The following is an 18,805-nucleotide window of genomic DNA, read 5'->3' as shown; positions in this document are numbered from 1 at the left end:
CGTTCTTGCTGGATGAACTTATTTCGCTGAGTCTGAGAGATTTCCAATCTGACTGTGTCAGCTTTTGCGAACATCACTATCCGACTATCCACAACCGTGGCATGAAAGAAAGTCATCTTGGGAGAGCGCTGTCTCGACGGTTAATCCATTCCTACCATAATCTGGGCATTAACACTGAATATGTCCAGCTTGGGGAAAGCGCCTCAATCAAACACTCAGCGTTTCGCATAGAAAGCCCCGAGCACCAGATTTATCTTGCCGCTCATCGTCTCATCAGCGCCAATATTGCCTGCCGGAATGCACTGGTAAAAGATACCCTCCGGACACTTGAGCACCTCGACACGGCCTGCCCAAAAGAAAAACGCCTGATCATCATCGCTGATCACTGGGTAGATCGTTCAAACGCCAGCAAGTCAATACCCAGCTGGTGGTTAGGTCACCAACCCATTCACAAAGAAGAATATGTTGCGCAGGGCATCAGACTGGTTGATGCCGAAAAAAGCCTGGCAGCTGATTTTGCACAAACATGCCAGTTAACGGAAGGGAAACACCGGATATTCCATCCCTTATTCCGCCAACGAGATGGATTACCCCTGTTCAAATACATGCTGTTGACTGCAACTTACACGATTTAACCTTTCGACACCTGCATGCTAATTTTCCAGTGTTTCATCAAAAGGCTAATTGCCAAATGGATATCATTGGTTAGACTGGCATTACCTGCTCAGGGATAACGGATTTTCTGACCACTTCATTTATCCCAAAACTCATTAAGGGCCAGAAATGCTCGAAAAAGTCATCAGTATACTGTTTCCGGTTTTTGCCGTAGTTGCCGCTGGCTTTTTTGTCGGAAAAGCATTGAAACCTGATATGCGCCACATCAACCGTATTAACATTGATTTAATGGTGCCGTGCCTTGTTTTCACCTCACTTTCTGTTATGCCAATGGGCAGCAAACAAACATCCTTGTTTATTGCTGCACTTATCGCCGTTCTATTACCAGGCATGTTAATGATGGGCATTGGCAAGACATTGTCACTGCCCTTCAAAACCTGGGGACCACCGCAAATGTTCCGCAACAGCGGAAATCTCGCTATTCCACTGTTTGGTTATGCGTTTGGGCAGAGCGCTGAAGCCCCCGCAATTTTGTTGTTTGTCGTATCAATGATGCTCCACGTCACTGTAGGCTTGGCACTACTCAGCAATAGCGAATACCGTTTCAATAATGTGCTTAAAATGCCCCTGCTCTGGGCCTCAATGCTGGCGTTGGTGTTTAATTTTAATGACTGGACGGTTTGGGATCCGTTGAATGAAGCCATGACGCTCATTGGCAATGCAGCAGTGCCGGTAATGCTAGTTTCCCTAGGCGTCCAGCTCACCGCTATTCAATGGTCAGGGCTCGGGGTGGGCCTGTTAAGTACCGTTCTCAGCTTGCTGACTGGTACCATCAGTTTTGCGGTGATATATTTCTTTGTTCCATTGCCATCAGAACACCTTCGCATGATGTTATTGTTTGCCATGCTGCCACCCGCCGTGTTGAACTTCCTGTTTGCAGAGCGATTTAAAGTCGGTGCCGATAAGGTGGCTTCCATGGTGTTATTTGGGAACTTCCTTACTCTGGTGACACTTCCTCTACTGTTAATGGCCGCATTTGCCTGGTTCTGACCCCATGTCCTGTTCTTTTCCTACACAATCGGTTTTTTCCAGACCGATTTAAAGTCGAACCAGCCAATCCTGTTTGAAGCAACATCTTCCAGCTCTTGCCCATCTACCACGCCTAACCAGATATGGAAAAGCGGGACTATCTGTGAAGATTCCACCAAAGAGCGTCCTATAGACTCTGCATCAAACACCACATTTTCAGTTTCTCTCCACTGTGCCACTTTCTCCTTCAACTGGATGAATTCCTTTTCAGGCATCGCCGCAGAAATATGCTCGAAGCTCAATAACCAAGGTAAGATAGCATCATGACGCTTATTCCCAAGGCTCATTCCACAAAGCCAAACATCTACCTTTTTGGCATTTTTTGGCAGCATCATCTCCTCATATGAAACTGTGCAGATTTCGAGATTAACCCCGTCCTGCGCCAACATTTCCCTTAAGGCGGCAGCAAGCAATGGGAACAATGGGTTATCTTTCTGGTGGACCAGACGCAATTTGCCCATCGCAGGAGGCTTGACATCCTGTCTGGCTGTTCTGGTATGAATCCAGCCAGGAACCAAACCATAAGCATTCGTCAAGCGATACTCGCCAATGCCCCGCTCTGCAAGGTGAGGTAACAGAAACAAGGAGGAAACACGTTGGCTGAAGTATTCTGCCCATGCCGGATCTTTGGCCAATCCGGTTTTACGGTTCAACAACAGATAATTGCAACCTTCATCCAATTCCAGCCTTTGGTTTGCCGCACTTTTTAACGCACCCTGACGCGAATCCAATGCTGTCGGATCCAGCGACGCTGTCGGCTGCAAATAACACATTGCTGCGCTATCTAAAACCCAGATTTCAATTTCATCGGTTAAGGCACGGAAGCCAAAATATTGGTCATGGGCTTTCAACACCAACTGACGGCTGTTGTTTTCAACAATGCGATAAGGGCCTGTTCCAACCGGAAACGCATCAGCATCTTTACTGTGTGCCACTTTCTTCGATTGGATTGATGCCATAGGAACGGCGAGCGTTTCAGCAAGCCGACAATCCGGACGGTTCAAATAAATATCGACCACGTTTTCCGTCGGCGCTTCAATGCGCTCGATATGCGAAAAATATGGATGGGAAGACACGGCTTTAAGTGACCAGATAACATCTTCGCTGCAAAGCAACGTTCCATCATGGAATCTTACAGCCGGACGCAAATAGAAACGCCAGTGCGTGTCAGACAACGTCTCCCAATGGTGTGCCAAATCAGGTTCCACCTTCTCTGTGGACTCGTTAATACGTGTGAGGCCGTTGAAAATTTGCCTTACCAGGTGTTGCTCAGAGCGTCGCAACGGCTTGGCCGGATTCAGTATAGGGAATGAACGGTAATACGGCAGGCGGATAATCTGTCGCCCTTCTAGCGTGGAGACACCCAATTGCTCTTGAATCAACCTCGCCAGTTTGGCTGCATCATTGTCAAGCTCTTCCAAGGCTGCATCCAGCTTGCCTTCTTTTACCCATTTCCTAACCCGCTTCATTTGAAGATCTGCATCACTGCGGTGGAACGTCAGGCGGCTCATTTTTCCCCGCCCTACGGCTGGCTCCCAGCTCAGCCAACCCTGCCCTGCCATTTTATTCAGCACCATCCGGGCATTACGCCGGGTGCAGCAGAAGATCTCTGACATGGCTTCAAGGTTGGTATCGCTGTCTTTTCCCCCAAAATGGGTATAAATCATTGAAAACTGGGTTTGCAGACGTTGTCCTGACATAAAAAGCGGAACCTAAAGTGTGGGGGATTATAGAGTTTACTTCCCTATTTTATACCTGATTTTTTGATTTACTATCAATGTATAAGCCTAAGTTACTGGGCGTTGGAGTGAATTGAATAGGCTTGCTCAAATTATCTACATTCAGTCGTGATATTTCCTCATTTTGTGAGCAAGACATTGTTATTTCATCCAGCAGCGTTATTATCAAACCACGATTGAAGATTGCCTTCATGATGTTGGAGGAACGATTTGTGCACGGATCGCTCATCCCATAAAAACCGGAGTTTTCGTGAGTAAATCTATCATTCTCTCGCACTTTCACAAAAAGCGTGCCTGGATGGCCAGCCATGTTGAAAGCGCCCAGTTTCCCACCTTGGAAAGTAAAGAAGGGCTACGTTTATACAAGGCCGCAGAAGCCGAGCCCGTTGAAATTGATATTGCAATAGTAGAAAAAAGAGGAAGCCTCATCGTCTATGAAGTCGATTGTCACCCCCTGATGGTGCGATACGCCAAAACCCTGTCCCTGAAATGGCCAGAACATGAACGCGAAACCCTGATAGCGTTTCTTTCCCAACTATCACTGACAGATCTTCCCCTCCCGGAAGGGATGCAGGTTCAGCTGTTTGTCGGCATGTTGCAGGGTGCACCTGTTGCAACAGGAATGCTGGTCACATCGGAAGAAGTAACTGGGAAGGTGATTGGAATTTACGATGTTTTCGGTCTTTCGGCCGAAGCAGAAAATAGCATCAGGCATCACCTGTATGCATTAGCCAGCGAAGGCACTGTGGTTGGTGAGCTGTAATGCGTTGGTAAAACCAAACAAAAAAAGCAAAGCGCCAGGCTCTGCTTTTGTGTTCAGCACCATGTTATTCGACTGTAAAAAGGAATATAAAATGATATCAAACAGCCAACATCAATGAGTTATGAACGACATGCACGCTCTTTTTTCACGATAAAGAACGCTCCAACGATAAATGCGACAACTAAAACAGTCTCCATGTTTCTCTCCTATAATTTTTTGCTTAGCTTGTCGTAGCACTGTCATGACGCCACGTCTTACTTTTTCGAATTGCTTACTTTTTGTTCAGGCGGGAGTATAACTAAATCCGAAAAGCAAATCTCACTAATTGTTGACTTTTTAGGCAAAAAGTTTGCTACCAAAATGAAAAGTGTGAATGGAGACAAAAATGCATCACTGATTAAAAAAGGCTGACAATGCGTCAACCTTTAAGAGGAGGCATTCACGTCGGTTACATCACGCACGCTTTCGCCGCTTTGGCTTTCTCCACGCCTTTTTCAATCAGGGACTGCGCGTCCTCATCATTGATGGCTGACATAAATTTATTGAGCAGTTGTTCTGCCGTATTTTCTGAGGTGGCATCGATAAGGCAGGCGTAAGAGTTCGCCACTTTTTCCTGAACCTTTGCAACCACATCAGCATCGGTAAGATCAGCACGCAGTGCTTCTTCCATCGACTCAGTGAGCGCTTTAGCATATGCTGTCGCACTTTCCAGCGAATCCAAATTCAGTTCACCAAGATCAACGGAGTCCATTTTTTCCTGAATACTTTCTGCAGCGCTGGTCGCCACTTCTTGCGCCTTGTCGATCGCTTCGTTTGCTTCTTCACAGCCTGTCAGCGCAAACATAATAGCCATTGAAGCAATAACCTTTTTCATAATAATCCGCCTATATTGAAATGGTTGAGCCTGCATATACCCATCAAATCACCTGAAGTCGAGCATCTTCAGGCCATTTGCGTATAGTAGTGCAAACCCTTTCATCTGATAAAGGAGATTTTGTGACAGGAAGCAAAAAAATATTCCGCTTATTGGGGTATTTATTGACAGTATAAGCGCCACGACTTCTTAACGATGTTGGTTCCAATACACGCAGGCATACGCCCAGTATCAAACTGGGCAATATGAATGCTCGGAAAATCAGTTGGTCGCTGTTTTCCCGATGGCTGCCAACACCTTTGACACCTTATTGAGCACATTCTCGCACCCTTCCATGTTGTGGCGATCCCTGAGGTACACTGGATCGTTATAAGCCAACCAAACGTTGTTATCAGCATCCTGACTTATCAGCATTTTCTGCGGTAAATCGATAGCAATACTTTGGGCACATTGCATCAAGGGCGTCCCTACTTTCGGGTTACCAAAAATAATGACTTCCGTCGGTCTGAGCGTTAATCCTACCTTTTCCGCATTGGCAGCATGAGCAATGCGTGCAAACTGGGTTAAGCCTTTTTCCTTCAAGAACATTTCAACCTTGCTTGCTGTCTCTGCCACTGAATTGGCGCTCTGTATCTGAATCAGCCCTTCTTCCGCTTTTGCCACTGAAACGGATAAAAGTGATGCAATCGTAGCCACGGCGAGTTTATTCATTGTTGTCTTCCCTTTCTGTTGTGTTCAACTCACATACTAGAAAAGGGAAATAGATAAAAAATCACATTGGATGGTGCATTTTGTAACCTCTGCCACACAAATATACCCAACCAACCTGAAAATGCTCGAACTGATATACAAGGCTGAGCGCTGTTTGACGACAAAAAGAAAGCCGCCTCAACGGCTTTCGGGGATTTACAGGTGGCGGGAAAGAAAGTCGGTGAGCGCTTGGGTAACAACATCTGCCTGTTCAAGGTTGCTGATATGCCCCGCGTTAGGAATGACCTTGTATTCGCTTCCATCAATCGCATCATGCATCAGCATAGATTCCAGCGGTGGGCGTGGCTTATCTTCAGCCCCTACCATAATCAATGTTGGAACTGTCAGCTTTTCAATATCGTCAAACGTGTCACGGCGATCGAAAACCATTCGCCCAACCTTGGCAATATTTTTTGCTGACTCACCATTCAAGCTCGTTAACTTATCCTTGAAGGCAGAAACCAATCCGGGATTGGCCGTTTCAGCATCGTTGGCAAAAAACAGAGGCGTAATTGCATCCACCATGAAGGGCGGGATCATGCCCATTTGCTCGATAGTATCAAACATCGCAAAGTACTTTTCTTTGGCTACCTCTGGTTCATAGCCGATAAAGGTATCTATCAACACCAAGGCATTCACTCGACCCGGCACTTTCAATGCCAATTCAGTGCCCCACATGCCGCCAACAGACAAACCAACCAGTGCAAACTGTTCAATGCCTAAGCTATCCATCAGCAAGAGAATATCGTCAGCATAATCAATCAGCGATGTGGTGGTTTCCGGTGCTTCCTCTGACTGACCATGCGCCCACAGTTCAGGCACAATGCAACGGTACTTTTTGCTGAGTACCTCGATTTGCGGTCGCCACATGTCGCAATCCCAAAGGTAGCTGTGACCAAACAACACAACCGGGCCTTCGCCAACATCCAAGTACGACATCTTTTTGCCGTTGATCTGAGCTGCGTGCATTTTATTTCCCTTTTGTTTTTTATTTTTTTGTTTTTCAATTTATGAACAGTTTGGACCGGGCAGTCAAAGAGATGTTAAACCGAGTGATATATCCAAACGATAAAAAAGCGCCAGTGAAAGGCGCTATTTTCAGTCCAGCCCGATTATTCTTCTGTCGGCTTTTTCTTTTTAATCGCAAACACCTGCTCACCCACAGCCACGCCTTGGTAGAAGCTTTTGTTGCGCTTCTTCGGTACTGCCGCTTTTTTCTGGGTAGGTTTATCCCCCTTCTTCTTGTGTTGCGGCTTTTTGCTGAAGGTTTTCTTTTTCTTCGGTGCCAGTCCTTTGAACTTCCCTTCCAGGCCTTCAAGGGTTTGGAAACTCATGCGTTTGTCCAGAAAGCCTTCAATGTTTTTAAAGCTGTTCCAGTCTTTCGGCCCCACGAATGAGATTGCAATACCTTTATTGCCCGCACGGCCGGTGCGACCAATACGGTGCACGTATTCTTCAGCATGTTTTGGCATATCGAAATTCACCACATGGGAAACATTCGAAATATCCAATCCACGGGACGCAACATCCGTGGTCACCAACACTTTGTGCAGGCCACGCTCGAACTCATTCATGATACGGTTACGGGCGCTTTGGCTCAGGTCACCACTCAGGGCAACCGCTTTGATGCCACGTTCGACAAACCATGTCGCCAAGCGATCTGTGTCTGCACGTGTCGCCGTAAAGATCATCACTTGCTGGTAAGACTCTTGCTCCATCACCCGATCGAGCAAAGCCTGTTTGTGGTCAAGGTGATCGCACAGGAAAAAACGCTGCTCGATGTCTTTGTGCTCTTCATTCACAAAGCCAATGGCAACACGTTTGGGCTCTTTAAGCATATCCGCTGCAATCTCATTCACCTGCTGGTGATCGAGTGTTGCTGAAAACATCAATGTCTGGCGGCGACGGTGGTTTGCAGCGCTGTTAATTGCTTTTAATTGTGGTGCAAAGCCCAGATCCAGCATACGGTCAGCTTCATCCAGAATCAGCAGCTCCAAGCCTTCCAATGACAGGTGACGATGCTCCAGATGGTCCGCCAAACGGCCTGGTGTCGCCACGATAAAGGCAGGGTTTTTACGAAATTCTTTTGCTTGATCGTTGAAGTTCTCTCCACCCAGAATCAGCATCCCTTTGTACTGTGTGCCGGCAAGCAGCTTACGTAGCTCGCCATACACCTGTTTTACCAGTTCACGGGTGGGAGCCAGCACCACAACTCGGGGACCAGAACGGCTGAATGCTTTGCTGCGCATCACACGCTGTAATGCCGGCAAGAGGAAAGCCAGTGTTTTACCTGATCCGGTTTTAGACGACGCAAGCAGATCTTTCCCTGCACAAACGACAGGAATCGCAGATGCCTGCACATCCGTCGGGGTATCAAATCCCCAGAGCTCCATCGTTTTTAAAAGGCGTTTGTCTAAACCCAGGTCTTCAAATTGCAAGGTAATACTCCAGAATTATCATCTATACCAAGTCACCAAATAGCGGTAACTTGCGTTGGTACAGGGAGTTATTGCGCCCACATGGCTTTCCCAACTCCCACAAAATTGGCGCGGATTCTACCATACTTCTGAAATTAGACGCAGTTTTTATTGGCATGGATCACATTTTCAAGTACATAAAACAACCCATTATCTCTATTACCCGGTAATCGGCGTAGTGTACTTTGCTTATCTAACTGGGACCCCACACGATGAATAAACCGAAACAACTTTTTGCCTGGAAAAGGTTCTCTTTGGAAGAGAGTGAGCACATCCTGCCAAATGGCCTTATCACGAAACACATCACTCTTGAACACCCCGGTGCCGTGCTGATCCTGCCCATTGCTGACGACGGTAAACTGGTCATGATTCGCCAGTATCGCCCGTCTATCCGCCAGTGGATTTATGAATTTCCAGCTGGGACACTTGAGGCCCATGAATCTCCCCGTGTCTGTGCAGAGCGTGAACTTGCGGAAGAAGCGCAGCTCAGGGCTGAGGAATGGCATGCTATTGGCGAATCCCTGCCTGCGCCCGGATTCTGCAATGAAACCCAGCACCTTTTTGTCGCCAGACAGCTTCACCCATGCAGTGCTGAAATGGACGCGGATGAAATCATTGAAGTGGTACATTTCAGCGTCAATGAGGTGCAACACATGATTGCCAATAATGAGATTCAGGACAGCAAAACCATTGTGGCGTTTTGCCGGGCCCAATTGCTCGGACTGATCACATAGGCAAATCTTCACAACGCGTTAACATTGACATCCGACCAGTTGGACCATAGGGTGAGAACATCTTTTTCTTCAAGGATGAAGCATGAAACAGACGCTCGCCCACGCCAACCGAATGCTCAAACTGTTTGGCTTTTTCAAGGTTCCCCTTATCTGGTATTGCCGCCCTAACATTTTGGTATTGAATGAGGAGCAGGTACAGATCCGGATTCCGTTAAAACGTAAGACCAAAAACCACCTCAACAGCATGTATTTCGGCACTCTCGCTGTGGGGGCAGATGTGGCGGGCGGTTTTATGGCAATGAGCAAAGCCGAGGCCAGGGGCAAGAAGATTTCTCTCGCGTTTAAGGCTGTCACTGCCGAGTTCCTGAAACGACCAGAGGCCGATGTACTTTTTACCTGCAATGATGGAAAGCTAATTGACCAAATGCTCGACCAAACCCTTTCCACAGGCGAGCGGGTTAATCAGCCTGTCCGCATTACTGCTACCTGCCCAAGCCTTCATGGTGACGAACCGATGGCTTTGTTTGATCTCACACTTTCAGTTAAAGCCATCAGCAAATAGTCAATCTCTTGTATATAAACAAAACTTGCTCACCTTCAATCACAAAATCTTCGTGATTGGCGTGGACAGGTTTTGTCTTTTTCTGCAACCGGACATTTCACTTCTCTCCCTTTAGACAGTCCAGGTATTGACATTCTCGTAAGCCGCTCCAGATCAGTACCCCCATGAGAAGTCTACCGACTTATCAACTGTTTTTGTGGATAAAAAATTCGTTATCCACAGACAAAAAATGCGTCTATTTCATTGTTTTTTATAGTGAAAATTCAGAGTGGAAATATACGCTACTTTTTGATGTTTTTTGGTGTGTGATACATAGCAAGATTCTTAAATGAAAAATACGTGTACAAAGAAGACTTTTCAATGAGCCTAATCGTCAGGCAGGATGATGTTTTATTGGGCAGAAAAACTGTAAGGCTCTGGGGGGATATAATCAACATGGACAAGACCAACAAACGTTGGTTTGTATCACAAAGAAGTAAAGTGCAGATGGCCCCGAACGAGGTTTTCTATTTCACGACGGATGGCTGCAGTTCTATCATGAATTTGCTCTAACTTCCGCTGAATGGGAATGGTATCGGACGCTTCAACGTCTTCCTTTTCAATAGAAAGACAAATATCGGCCAGTTCCCTGGCACCAATCATAGCGGCTGCACCTTTCATCTTGTGAGCAATTTTTCTCACACCAGACATGTCTGACACTTTCATCGCAGATTCAAATGCATCAAGATCGGCCTGTTGGGTTGAAAGGTATTTGGTGAGAATATGGGTTAACAGCTCGGCACTATCCCCTACCTGATCTTTAAGCTGATCAAGATCGAAACTGGTACACGCCACAATGGCGGGAGACAGCCGCTCCCCTTTAGTATGGTCTTCCGCTTCAACACTGGTCTCGCGCTGAAACTTCCATTCCTCTGACACCGGGTTTCTTTTGGCATCAGATACGTACAACATCATCAGGTTAACCAATTGATCTTTAGTAAAAGGCTTCGCCAAATGTGCGTTCATCCCCGCTTCCAGACAACGTTCTGCATCCCCTGACAACGCATTGGCTGTCACCGCAATGATGGGGACGTTTTGATCGAACTCACGGATGTTACGGGTCGCTTCAAAGCCGTCCATTTCAGGCATCTGACAATCCATCAGAATTAAATCGAAAGGATTGGCTTTGTGTTGTTCAAGCGCCTGTAACCCATTGTCTGCCAATGTAGATTCACACCCAAGACTATTGAGTACCAATACCATCAAATCTTGGTTAACCAAATGGTCTTCTGCAATCAATACTTTCAAACCACCAAAATGGACTGGTTCAATATTCTCTTCCTGCAGGTTGTTTTCGATTGGCGAATCATACGTTAAAGCATGAGCGAGGGCATATGGATTGATTGGGTTGATCAGACAAGGCATCCCCATCTGCTCTACGATGCCGTTGTGACTGATCAAAATGGTATTCGCCGCTCGGCTAATTGCTGGCCGGACATCGCTCATCATGTTGTCATCGATGATCAGCAAGGTCGAACCGTCTATGCTTTCCGACAACACATTTTTACCATAAAGCTGCTCAACGGCCATACCCATGCTTTCAAGATAAGTGCTGAGCACCATGTAGAGTTGGGTGTCCTCAGTGACCACCAACACTTTCATATCCCGGATATCCGGATTGACAACCAACCCTTCCAGCAATGTCTGCGGGCGCTTCGGTGTCACAACAAGCGGCACATCGGCCGTAAATGTGGTACCGACAGCTTCTTTACTGACGACACGTATATCGCCACCCATCAACTCAATAAACTTACGACAGACGGGTAAACCTAACCCAGTTCCCTGATAAGAGCGGGAATAGGAATTATCCACCTGAGTAAAGTTTTCAAAGATGTTATGCAGCTTGTCTTCGGGAATGCCTATACCAGAGTCTTTGACTTCCAGCCGCAGCATGTCCGAGTCCCCTTCCGTCACCTGGCTTAAATGCACCATCACTGAACCATGCTTGGTAAATTTGAGCGCATTCCCCACCAAATTAAGGATGATTTGGGTATAGCGGACAGGATCCAGTATTAACCAGCGCGGTAAATGGGGATCAATCAGGCAATGCAAACGCAGGTTCTTTTCCACTGCTTTAGCGTGAAACACAACAAGTGCATCATGCACCAGATCTGTCAATTCACTTTCCTGTTCAATCAGACGCATTTTCCCCGCTTCAATTTTGGTGAGATCAAGCACATCATTGATGATATTGAGTAATGCGTTAGATGAGTGAATAAGCGTATCGACGAAGTAGGATTGCTGTTGGTTGAGATCCGTTTCCTTTAACAAATTCGACATACCCACAATCCCATTCATCGGGGTTCGGATCTCATGGCTCATCATTGCCAGAAAATTGGTTTTCGCCTCGTTCGCTCGCTCAGCGTCTTCTTTGGCTCGAACCATTTCCTCTGAAATCATGTCATTGAGTTTTTTCTGGCGAACAAAGTTCACCATGGCACTCAAACTGGAAAGCACTGGCTCTAACCAGGACACCAGATCGTCTTCATAATTGGTAGACTCATCAAATAAGCAAACAACACCCACCAACTGGTTAGAAAGATAGAGAGGCATACTGAGTGCATTAATGATCAATTTTCCACTGTTGGCCGAAAGTCCCATCAACTGAAGACTCCTGTCGCCTTTTTTGGTATCGATAACCCGTCCCACTACGTCACGGACAAAATCTTCCGACACATAGCCATTGGCGATAAGTCTTGTTTGCGCCAGCACCCGATATCTGTCAGGCTCCCCGTGATCAAGCTCAACAATAATACCGTGGTTACTCTCTCCTATCTTCAACAGGATTTTCAGCACCTCACGGAAACTGTTATGGAAGTCATCACTGACCAGAAATTTATCTTGCAGGGCTTTTACAGCGGAAAAGAGCTCAGCGCCTTTTGACACTTTCATCTTGTCGAGGTGTTGTTCAGTAATATCCCGGATAATGGCGACCTGAAGCGTTTTTTCGTTAACATCTATTTTGTTGGAACGCACTTGCACAATCTGCCGGTCATGGGTTCGGATCAGTTCGTAGTTTATGTTCTTAGTATTAAACCCATAGAGTGACTGGGAGAAGTAGGCGCGTGAATCTGGTACCACTTTGGCGATGATCTTCGACAAAGTGATATCCTCCAACGGCACATCATCCAGCTCAAACATTCGCTTTGCTGCTTCATTCAACGTGGAAACTTGGTGATTCTCTCCCAGAACCAACAGGCCATCTTTGTAACTGTGAATGATAGTGTTGAGGTAGTTCTTGCTCGATTCTATTTCTTTAATTGCCCGCGCATATTTCCAGATCAGGAACATAATAATCAGATCGAGCAAGAAGACTTGCACGATACCGGAGACAATTTCAGAAGTCAGCGTGCTTTCAACTGATCTGGGGTCTTCATAGATGATCAAATCACCGACTTTGGTCTCGTCACCTAACCCGTTATAAATAAGGGGAATGCTGCGCAACCGGAATTCGTTGTCAAACTCACCATCTTTTGGAGCGGTAATATGGCGAAAATTATCGTCTTTTGATATGACCTCAATGCGATAAACAAACCGGGAAGAGGACTCACTTTCCAAATCTTTTATAACGGTATCGAAATCGTAATTCCACATATTTGCAGGAAGCCGATAGGCAAGGCGTGTGGCGATCGCAGAAAGTTTATAGTCCATCTGACCATAGAGGCGTTCATAGGTTTTGTAATAATTGAATACGCCAAACACACCGAGGATCAACGTACCGCAGATCAACAGAATGATAGCGAGTTTTGTCCGCATCATCAGCATACTGTTACACCTGCATGCTGGCGGTGATTTCCGCCGTGCTGCTGCGAGCCTGTTCGAACTCTTTCAAAACGGCTCTGTCATTCAGATTCATTTGGTTACACCAGTGAACCACGCCGTTCCAATTCCCATGTTCTATATCATGGCACAGGCTTAATAATTGCCCGTAGATGCCCTCCTTACCGATTAAAGCACGCTTGACATCATTGGAGAGATCCAAGTCTCCAACAATGTCTGCCATCGGCTTACTGAGCATAACGTTAAGCATGGAAAAAGCTCCCACAATAAACGCCTCATCTTTGTTGAAAGCACCGCCGCCATAGATGTTCAGTGAAGAAAGAAATGTTGCCCGGGTAAGGGAGACGCTTTGCAGTTGGTGGGCATGTTGGTGATTAAGATTTGACATGATCAATAAAGAAACAAGCCGACGTAACGCCTGACCCCCAAGATACACCACGGCCTGCCTTGGGTTGGAGATTTTATTGGCTTTGGTTTTCGCCAGAATGTTGGCGCTAGCCACCACTTTGTAAAACAGTGAAACGTCTTTCGAGATGATTTTTGTCAACGTATCGATATCATCCGGATTGCGATTGACAGTGATGTAGACATCCAAAAGGGACATGACTGAGGGGGCAACGTCTTCAGAGCGTTTAATTTGTGGCTTCTCAAAAAAGTATCCCTGAAACAATGCAAATCCACTGCTTTGCGCAGCAACCAATTCTTCTTGTTTTTCTACTTTTCTTGCCAGAAAAACTTGTTGTGAGTACTGCTCAATCTCCTCCTCCCATTCGGATGGCTTTGAACGCTCCATACTGATACTGAATATATCCACTAGCTCCAGATAATTTCGCCATTCATTAACCATGGCCTGACCGTCCATCAGGATCCGGTAACCTTCTGTGCGATAGATACGCAGTTTACTGACAACCTCTGGTTTGGGCGTGCAATCATCAGTAATAGAGATAATCAGGCTCTGTGGTGGCATTGATAGAGGAATTTCATCTACCAGCGAAGATTCGCCGAAGCTGACAATGTAACGGGTATCTCCCGGCTTACCACCACACGCTAAAAAGTTTGCACTGAGGATACGGGACGTTGCCGTATCCTCGTCAATGGATGGGAATTTGTTTTCCAACCCCTCGCGAAAGAGCAATTCACTCCCCCATTGTTCGAGGTCATTGTCAAAAACCGGCTGACAGGAGAAGAATATTTCGGCCACGCAGTACACGTCCCACTTGTAAGAAACCCTAATTAAAAATTAGACTACTGGTGGTATTTTTCCTTCTTTTTCCGCTAAATATACTCAATCTATCGAAGGGCTGCTGATCTTTGGTGGTTAAATTTCGTTCTCGCAAAAAGCGTTTTAGGCGAGCAGATACAGCTCAACAAAGCATAAAAAAGAGCAGTTTCGCTCCTTTTGACTATTACGTCGTGACTTCACTCAGCCGATATGGAATTCGCAGGGGCTTATCGCTCATTCCACCGACAAATACTGCCGTGATCTTTTCATCATCAGATTCAACACTTGCCCAAAGCAGAGAGCGCCTGTTTAACACCTCACCTTGCTCGAACAGGTAGCGGTATTTGCCACCTTGATACACGTGGAGGTAAGATGCCAATGCCCCTGCCGCACTACCCGTTGCAGACTCTTCATTGATACCCAGCAACGGAGCAAAATTCCTGCAGCGTGCGGAAATATCAGATTCAGTAGGTGTTAGCGCAAATACGTGGATAGCGCCAGTTTTAGACTTGTGATTGAAGGAAGAAATCGCGTCAAAATCCGGCGTGATCTGCAACAAACGGCTTTCATTATTCACAGGTACAATGACATCCCACAGACCAGTCGAAACAGACTTGACTGGTAGGCCAGTTGCCAGAATATCTTCAGCGGTAAGGCCAAGCAGTGGTGCAATGTCCTCGGCATTGAACGAGTTGCCAAACGTCGGTAATGCCTGCTGCATATTGACACGGCCTTCCTGAGTAATAGACACGCCCAGCACGCCAGCACCTGTTTCCTGGGTATAGTCACCGGCTTCAATTTTCCCAACTTTATACAGCGTCGAAAACGTACCGACAGTTGCATGACCACAGAGATCGACCTCTTCAGTCGGCGTGAAAAAGCGAACGTGATAATCTGCTTTTTGGGAGGGTAAAACAAACGCAGTTTCAGAATAACCTAAATCTGCAGCAATGGACTGCATTTGTTTGGCACTGAGATTCTCGCCGTTAAGAACTACCCCAGCAGGATTCCCCCCCTGATTGTCAGCGACAAATGCATTCACAACGTAGACTTCAATATAATCTGACATAGCTACCTTCCCTTCATTCTTATTATAGTGATACACAAGCAACCAAGTTCACTGGTTTTATCAAGCTTGCATATTCTCGGCATCATTTTCGAGCATCTTATTTAGCATCAATGAAGTACGGCACCTGAACATGTAACGTTTATTTTCTATTTGTTACAGTGTTATAAATTAGCGCAAAACACAAGACATTGATTAAGATTCGTCACGCCACAGATATGAAACTCGCAAACTTGCTAGCGCTTGCGCTTTTTCATTAAAATGGCCTCTAACGCTCAATAGGTGAAAGACGACATGATCGATATAGAAAACCTGATTAAACATGCGCCAGAACGCGAACCGGATATTCCTTTACCTTCAATGGAAGAGCAAAAGCGCATTGCAGCAGAGCTGAAAGCGCTTGAAGCCAAAGGTGAATTAACACCTGAGATTCTGGAAAAGTATTTTGGTGGCAAGAAAACGCACTGATCTTGACAGGCTTGCCTGAGAGTATACGCGCCCTTCTATGGCGCGTTTTTGTTTTCTCGCCCCATATTGAAAGTTAGCCCGAAAGTCATAGTTCAATATTTTTATTGACCAATTTGAAACCAATGGTGTAAGTGTAAAGTAAACTGTTTTATAAACACTTTTGTTACATTGCAGTACATTGCATTACATTTGTAGAGGTATTCACAGTTCTTAATGAGGCATGTCAAGCCATCTAACAACACGAGCTGGCCGTGACAAAACAAAGCTGAGAGGCAAAACATTCATCTTGCTGACAAGGCGGAATATTGACCCCAAATTCCACCACTTATAGCAGTTGATGACTGGCGATGACTCTTGTGATGTCAACGTTCGTCCTACAGGGGCGGTATATAAGGAGGAAGGGGCATGAGTGACGTTGTGCTTAATTTTACGCTTGATGAGTTCGGCGTCCGGCTGGCGAAAGTCCGTGCAGTCATGGAACACCATGAACTGGATTTATTGATCGTCCATGATCCGTCCAATATGTCATGGCTGACAGGTTATGACGGTTGGTCGTTTTACGTGCCTCAGTGTGTTGTCATCGGTCATACCGGCGAACCCATCTGGTTCGGCCGTGGACAGGATGCCAACGGCGCACGCCGCACTGTGTATATGCATCGCGAAAACGTGATTGGCTACCCCGACCACTATGTGATGAATCCTCCTCTCCATCCCATGGAATACCTTGCCAATACAATCTTATATGAAAGATTTTGGGATAGAGGACGCATTGGCGTAGAGAAAGACAATTACTATTTCAGCGCGACTGCCTATGAATCATTACAGGAAAACCTGCCTAACGCCTCGTTTATTGATGCAACCGGACTGGTTAACTGGTGCCGGGCAGAAAAATCAGACCAGGAGCTCTATTACATGCGCGCCGCCGCCCGTATTGTCGAGAACATGCACCGGGTCGCCTACGAATTAATTGAGCCAGGTTTGCCAAAACACATTCTGGTGGCTGAAATTAACAAGCATTCTGTGATCGGCCATGACGGTCATTTTGGCGATTACGCAGCCATCGTCCCCCTGTTACCATCAGGGATTGATGCGTCAGCACCACACTTAACCTGGGATGATAAACCGTTCAAGAAAGGCGAAGGCACTTTCATTGAAATGGCAGGCGTGCATCGTCGTTATCACTGTCCGCTATCACGCACCATTTATCTTGGTGAGCCAGCAGATCACTTCAAACGGGCTAACGATGCATTGAATGAAGGTCTTGAGGCAGGGCTTATGGTTGCCAAACCCGGTAACACCTGTGGTGACATTGCCGCCGCCCTTAATGCCACCATGGAAAAATATGGGTTTGACCGTGGTGGTTCACGCTGTGGATACCCTATTGGTATCAGCTATCCCCCGGATTGGGGCGAGCGCACCATGAGCCTGCGCCCGACGGACAACACAGTGCTGAAAGAAGGCATGACCTTTCACTTTATGCCGGGCCTGTGGATGGACGACTGGGGCATGGAGACCACGGAAAGTATTGTGATCACAAAATACGGTGCAGAAACTCTGTGTAATTTCCCCCGACAGCTATTTGTTAAACACTGAAACGTAGGGACGAAAAGATTATGGCAACGCTTCCGCCAAGTTCAGTATCTGCCACCGTGAATTTTGAGGCCGACGGAATCCAGCATGGCTTTTTAAAACTGCCCTATTCCCATGACGGTTCTGCGTGGGGCGCCATTATGACGCCAATCACTGTCATCAAAAATGGCGAAGGACACACCGCCCTGTTAACCGGCGGTAACCATGGCGATGAATACGAAGGCATTACCTCACTGTTGAAGCTTTGTCATTCGCTCAGCCCTAACCAGATTAAAGGCAGGGTCATTATCATCCCCATGATGAACCAGCCTGCGGTAAAAGCAGGCAACCGGGTTTCCCCTATCGATAATGGCAACATGAACCGCGCTTTTCCCGGTCATCCTTACGGGGGAATGACCGAACGCATGGCGGACTATTTCAACCGCTACCTTATCCCCATGTGCGACACCGCACTGGATATCCATTCCGGCGGTAAGACGCTGGACATCCTGCCTTTCGCTGCCGCACACCGCTTGCGCGACAAACCCCTGGAACAGCGTTGTTTGGAAGGTGCAAGACTGTTTGGCGCGCCTTACTGCTTTTACATGGAAGAAATGGATCCAACCCAGCTCTATGACACTGCCGTCGAGAATCAGGGGAAAGTGTTTGTCACCACCGAATTGCGCGGAGGTGGCACAACGACACCTGAAACCCTCGAAATCGCCGATCGAGGCATCCACAACTTCCTGATCTACAGTGGCATCTTACAAAAAACTTATATTGACCCACCCGCCGCGCCTCAGTATCTGGAGATCCCCACTGCCCAATGCTATTTGCAGAGTGAGCACAGCGGCATCCTCGAGATGTGCGTGTCACTGGGAGAGAAAATCAGACAAGGCGATCTTATTGCCCACATCTATTCCATGGAACGGACCGGAGAATGTCCGACCGAGTACCGCGCCCAAACAGACGGTATCCTTGCCGCCCGACGGCACATGGCTTTAATTAATATCGGTGATACCTTCGCCGTGCTGGCGAAACCCGTTCTTCAATAATCC

At 46.8% G+C, this 18,805-nt stretch carries 16 protein-coding genes; 8 read left to right on the top strand and 8 right to left on the bottom strand.

Annotation, left to right across the window (positions count from 1 at the left end):
* Positions 1-5 precede the first annotated feature (5 nt).
* Positions 6-635 carry a hypothetical protein gene (locus AC6IB1_RS01210; RefSeq protein WP_497566570.1) on the top strand — a complete coding sequence of 210 codons (630 nt, stop codon included), beginning with the start codon at positions 6-8 and terminating at the stop codon, positions 633-635.
* Positions 636-783: 148 nt separating this feature from the next.
* Positions 784-1,665, top strand: coding sequence for an AEC family transporter (locus tag AC6IB1_RS01205; RefSeq protein WP_497566569.1), 882 nt, complete (start codon positions 784-786; stop codon positions 1,663-1,665).
* 20 nt (positions 1,666-1,685) lie between these two features.
* Here the strand turns inward: AC6IB1_RS01205 and AC6IB1_RS01200 are convergent, their stop codons facing one another.
* Positions 1,686-3,404, bottom strand: coding sequence for an SgrR family transcriptional regulator (locus AC6IB1_RS01200; RefSeq protein WP_497566568.1), 1,719 nt, complete (start codon positions 3,402-3,404; stop codon positions 1,686-1,688).
* Between the two features lie 289 nt (positions 3,405-3,693).
* On the opposite strand from AC6IB1_RS01200, the gene AC6IB1_RS01195 reads away from it, so the two are divergent.
* Positions 3,694-4,206 carry a hypothetical protein gene (locus AC6IB1_RS01195; RefSeq protein WP_497566567.1) on the top strand — a complete coding sequence of 171 codons (513 nt, stop codon included), beginning with the start codon at positions 3,694-3,696 and terminating at the stop codon, positions 4,204-4,206.
* 448 nt (positions 4,207-4,654) lie between these two features.
* Here the strand turns inward: AC6IB1_RS01195 and AC6IB1_RS01190 are convergent, their stop codons facing one another.
* The 4 genes from AC6IB1_RS01190 to AC6IB1_RS01175 form a co-directional block, all read right to left on the bottom strand.
* A complete protein-coding gene (locus AC6IB1_RS01190; RefSeq protein ID WP_158162533.1) occupies positions 4,655-5,080 on the bottom strand; it encodes a hypothetical protein in 426 nt (141 codons plus the stop codon).
* A 261-nt stretch (positions 5,081-5,341) separates the two neighbouring features.
* Positions 5,342-5,791: a DUF302 domain-containing protein gene (locus AC6IB1_RS01185; protein ID WP_497566566.1), complete on the bottom strand. Its 450-nt coding sequence runs from the start codon at positions 5,789-5,791 to the stop codon at positions 5,342-5,344.
* Between the two features lie 195 nt (positions 5,792-5,986).
* A complete protein-coding gene (locus AC6IB1_RS01180) occupies positions 5,987-6,799 on the bottom strand; it encodes an alpha/beta fold hydrolase (protein WP_497566565.1) in 813 nt (270 codons plus the stop codon).
* A gap of 143 nt (positions 6,800-6,942) precedes the next feature.
* A complete protein-coding gene (locus tag AC6IB1_RS01175) occupies positions 6,943-8,268 on the bottom strand; it encodes a DEAD/DEAH box helicase (RefSeq protein WP_497566564.1) in 1,326 nt (441 codons plus the stop codon).
* A gap of 251 nt (positions 8,269-8,519) precedes the next feature.
* Between AC6IB1_RS01175 and AC6IB1_RS01170 the strand changes: the two genes are divergently transcribed.
* Positions 8,520-9,041, top strand: coding sequence for an NUDIX hydrolase (locus AC6IB1_RS01170; protein ID WP_497566563.1), 522 nt, complete (start codon positions 8,520-8,522; stop codon positions 9,039-9,041).
* Between the two features lie 82 nt (positions 9,042-9,123).
* Entirely contained in the window at positions 9,124-9,603 is a 480-nt protein-coding gene (locus AC6IB1_RS01165) for a PaaI family thioesterase (RefSeq protein ID WP_497566562.1), read from the top strand.
* Positions 9,604-10,068: 465 nt separating this feature from the next.
* On the opposite strand, the gene AC6IB1_RS01160 is transcribed toward AC6IB1_RS01165, so the two are convergent.
* The 3 genes from AC6IB1_RS01160 to AC6IB1_RS01150 form a co-directional block, all read right to left on the bottom strand.
* Positions 10,069-13,407 carry an ATP-binding protein gene (locus AC6IB1_RS01160; RefSeq protein ID WP_497566561.1) on the bottom strand — a complete coding sequence of 1,113 codons (3,339 nt, stop codon included), beginning with the start codon at positions 13,405-13,407 and terminating at the stop codon, positions 10,069-10,071.
* 4 nt (positions 13,408-13,411) lie between these two features.
* Positions 13,412-14,623, bottom strand: coding sequence for an EAL and HDOD domain-containing protein (locus AC6IB1_RS01155; RefSeq protein WP_497566560.1), 1,212 nt, complete (start codon positions 14,621-14,623; stop codon positions 13,412-13,414).
* Between the two features lie 205 nt (positions 14,624-14,828).
* Positions 14,829-15,713, bottom strand: a complete 885-nt coding sequence (locus tag AC6IB1_RS01150; protein ID WP_497566559.1) for a PhzF family phenazine biosynthesis protein — start codon at positions 15,711-15,713, stop codon at positions 14,829-14,831.
* Positions 15,714-16,004: 291 nt separating this feature from the next.
* Between AC6IB1_RS01150 and AC6IB1_RS01145 the strand changes: the two genes are divergently transcribed.
* From AC6IB1_RS01145 to doeB, 3 genes are all read left to right on the top strand, one after another.
* Positions 16,005-16,178: an ATPase gene (locus AC6IB1_RS01145; protein WP_005502428.1), complete on the top strand. Its 174-nt coding sequence runs from the start codon at positions 16,005-16,007 to the stop codon at positions 16,176-16,178.
* A 405-nt stretch (positions 16,179-16,583) separates the two neighbouring features.
* A complete protein-coding gene (gene doeA, locus AC6IB1_RS01140; protein ID WP_275872892.1) occupies positions 16,584-17,771 on the top strand; it encodes an ectoine hydrolase DoeA in 1,188 nt (395 codons plus the stop codon).
* A 20-nt stretch (positions 17,772-17,791) separates the two neighbouring features.
* Positions 17,792-18,802, top strand: coding sequence for a N(2)-acetyl-L-2,4-diaminobutanoate deacetylase DoeB (gene doeB / locus AC6IB1_RS01135; RefSeq protein WP_497566558.1), 1,011 nt, complete (start codon positions 17,792-17,794; stop codon positions 18,800-18,802).
* Positions 18,803-18,805: the final 3 nt, after the last annotated feature.

This window comes from Grimontia sp. THUN1695, assembly GCF_059704325.2.
This window is presented reverse-complemented; position numbering and strand designations above follow the sequence as displayed.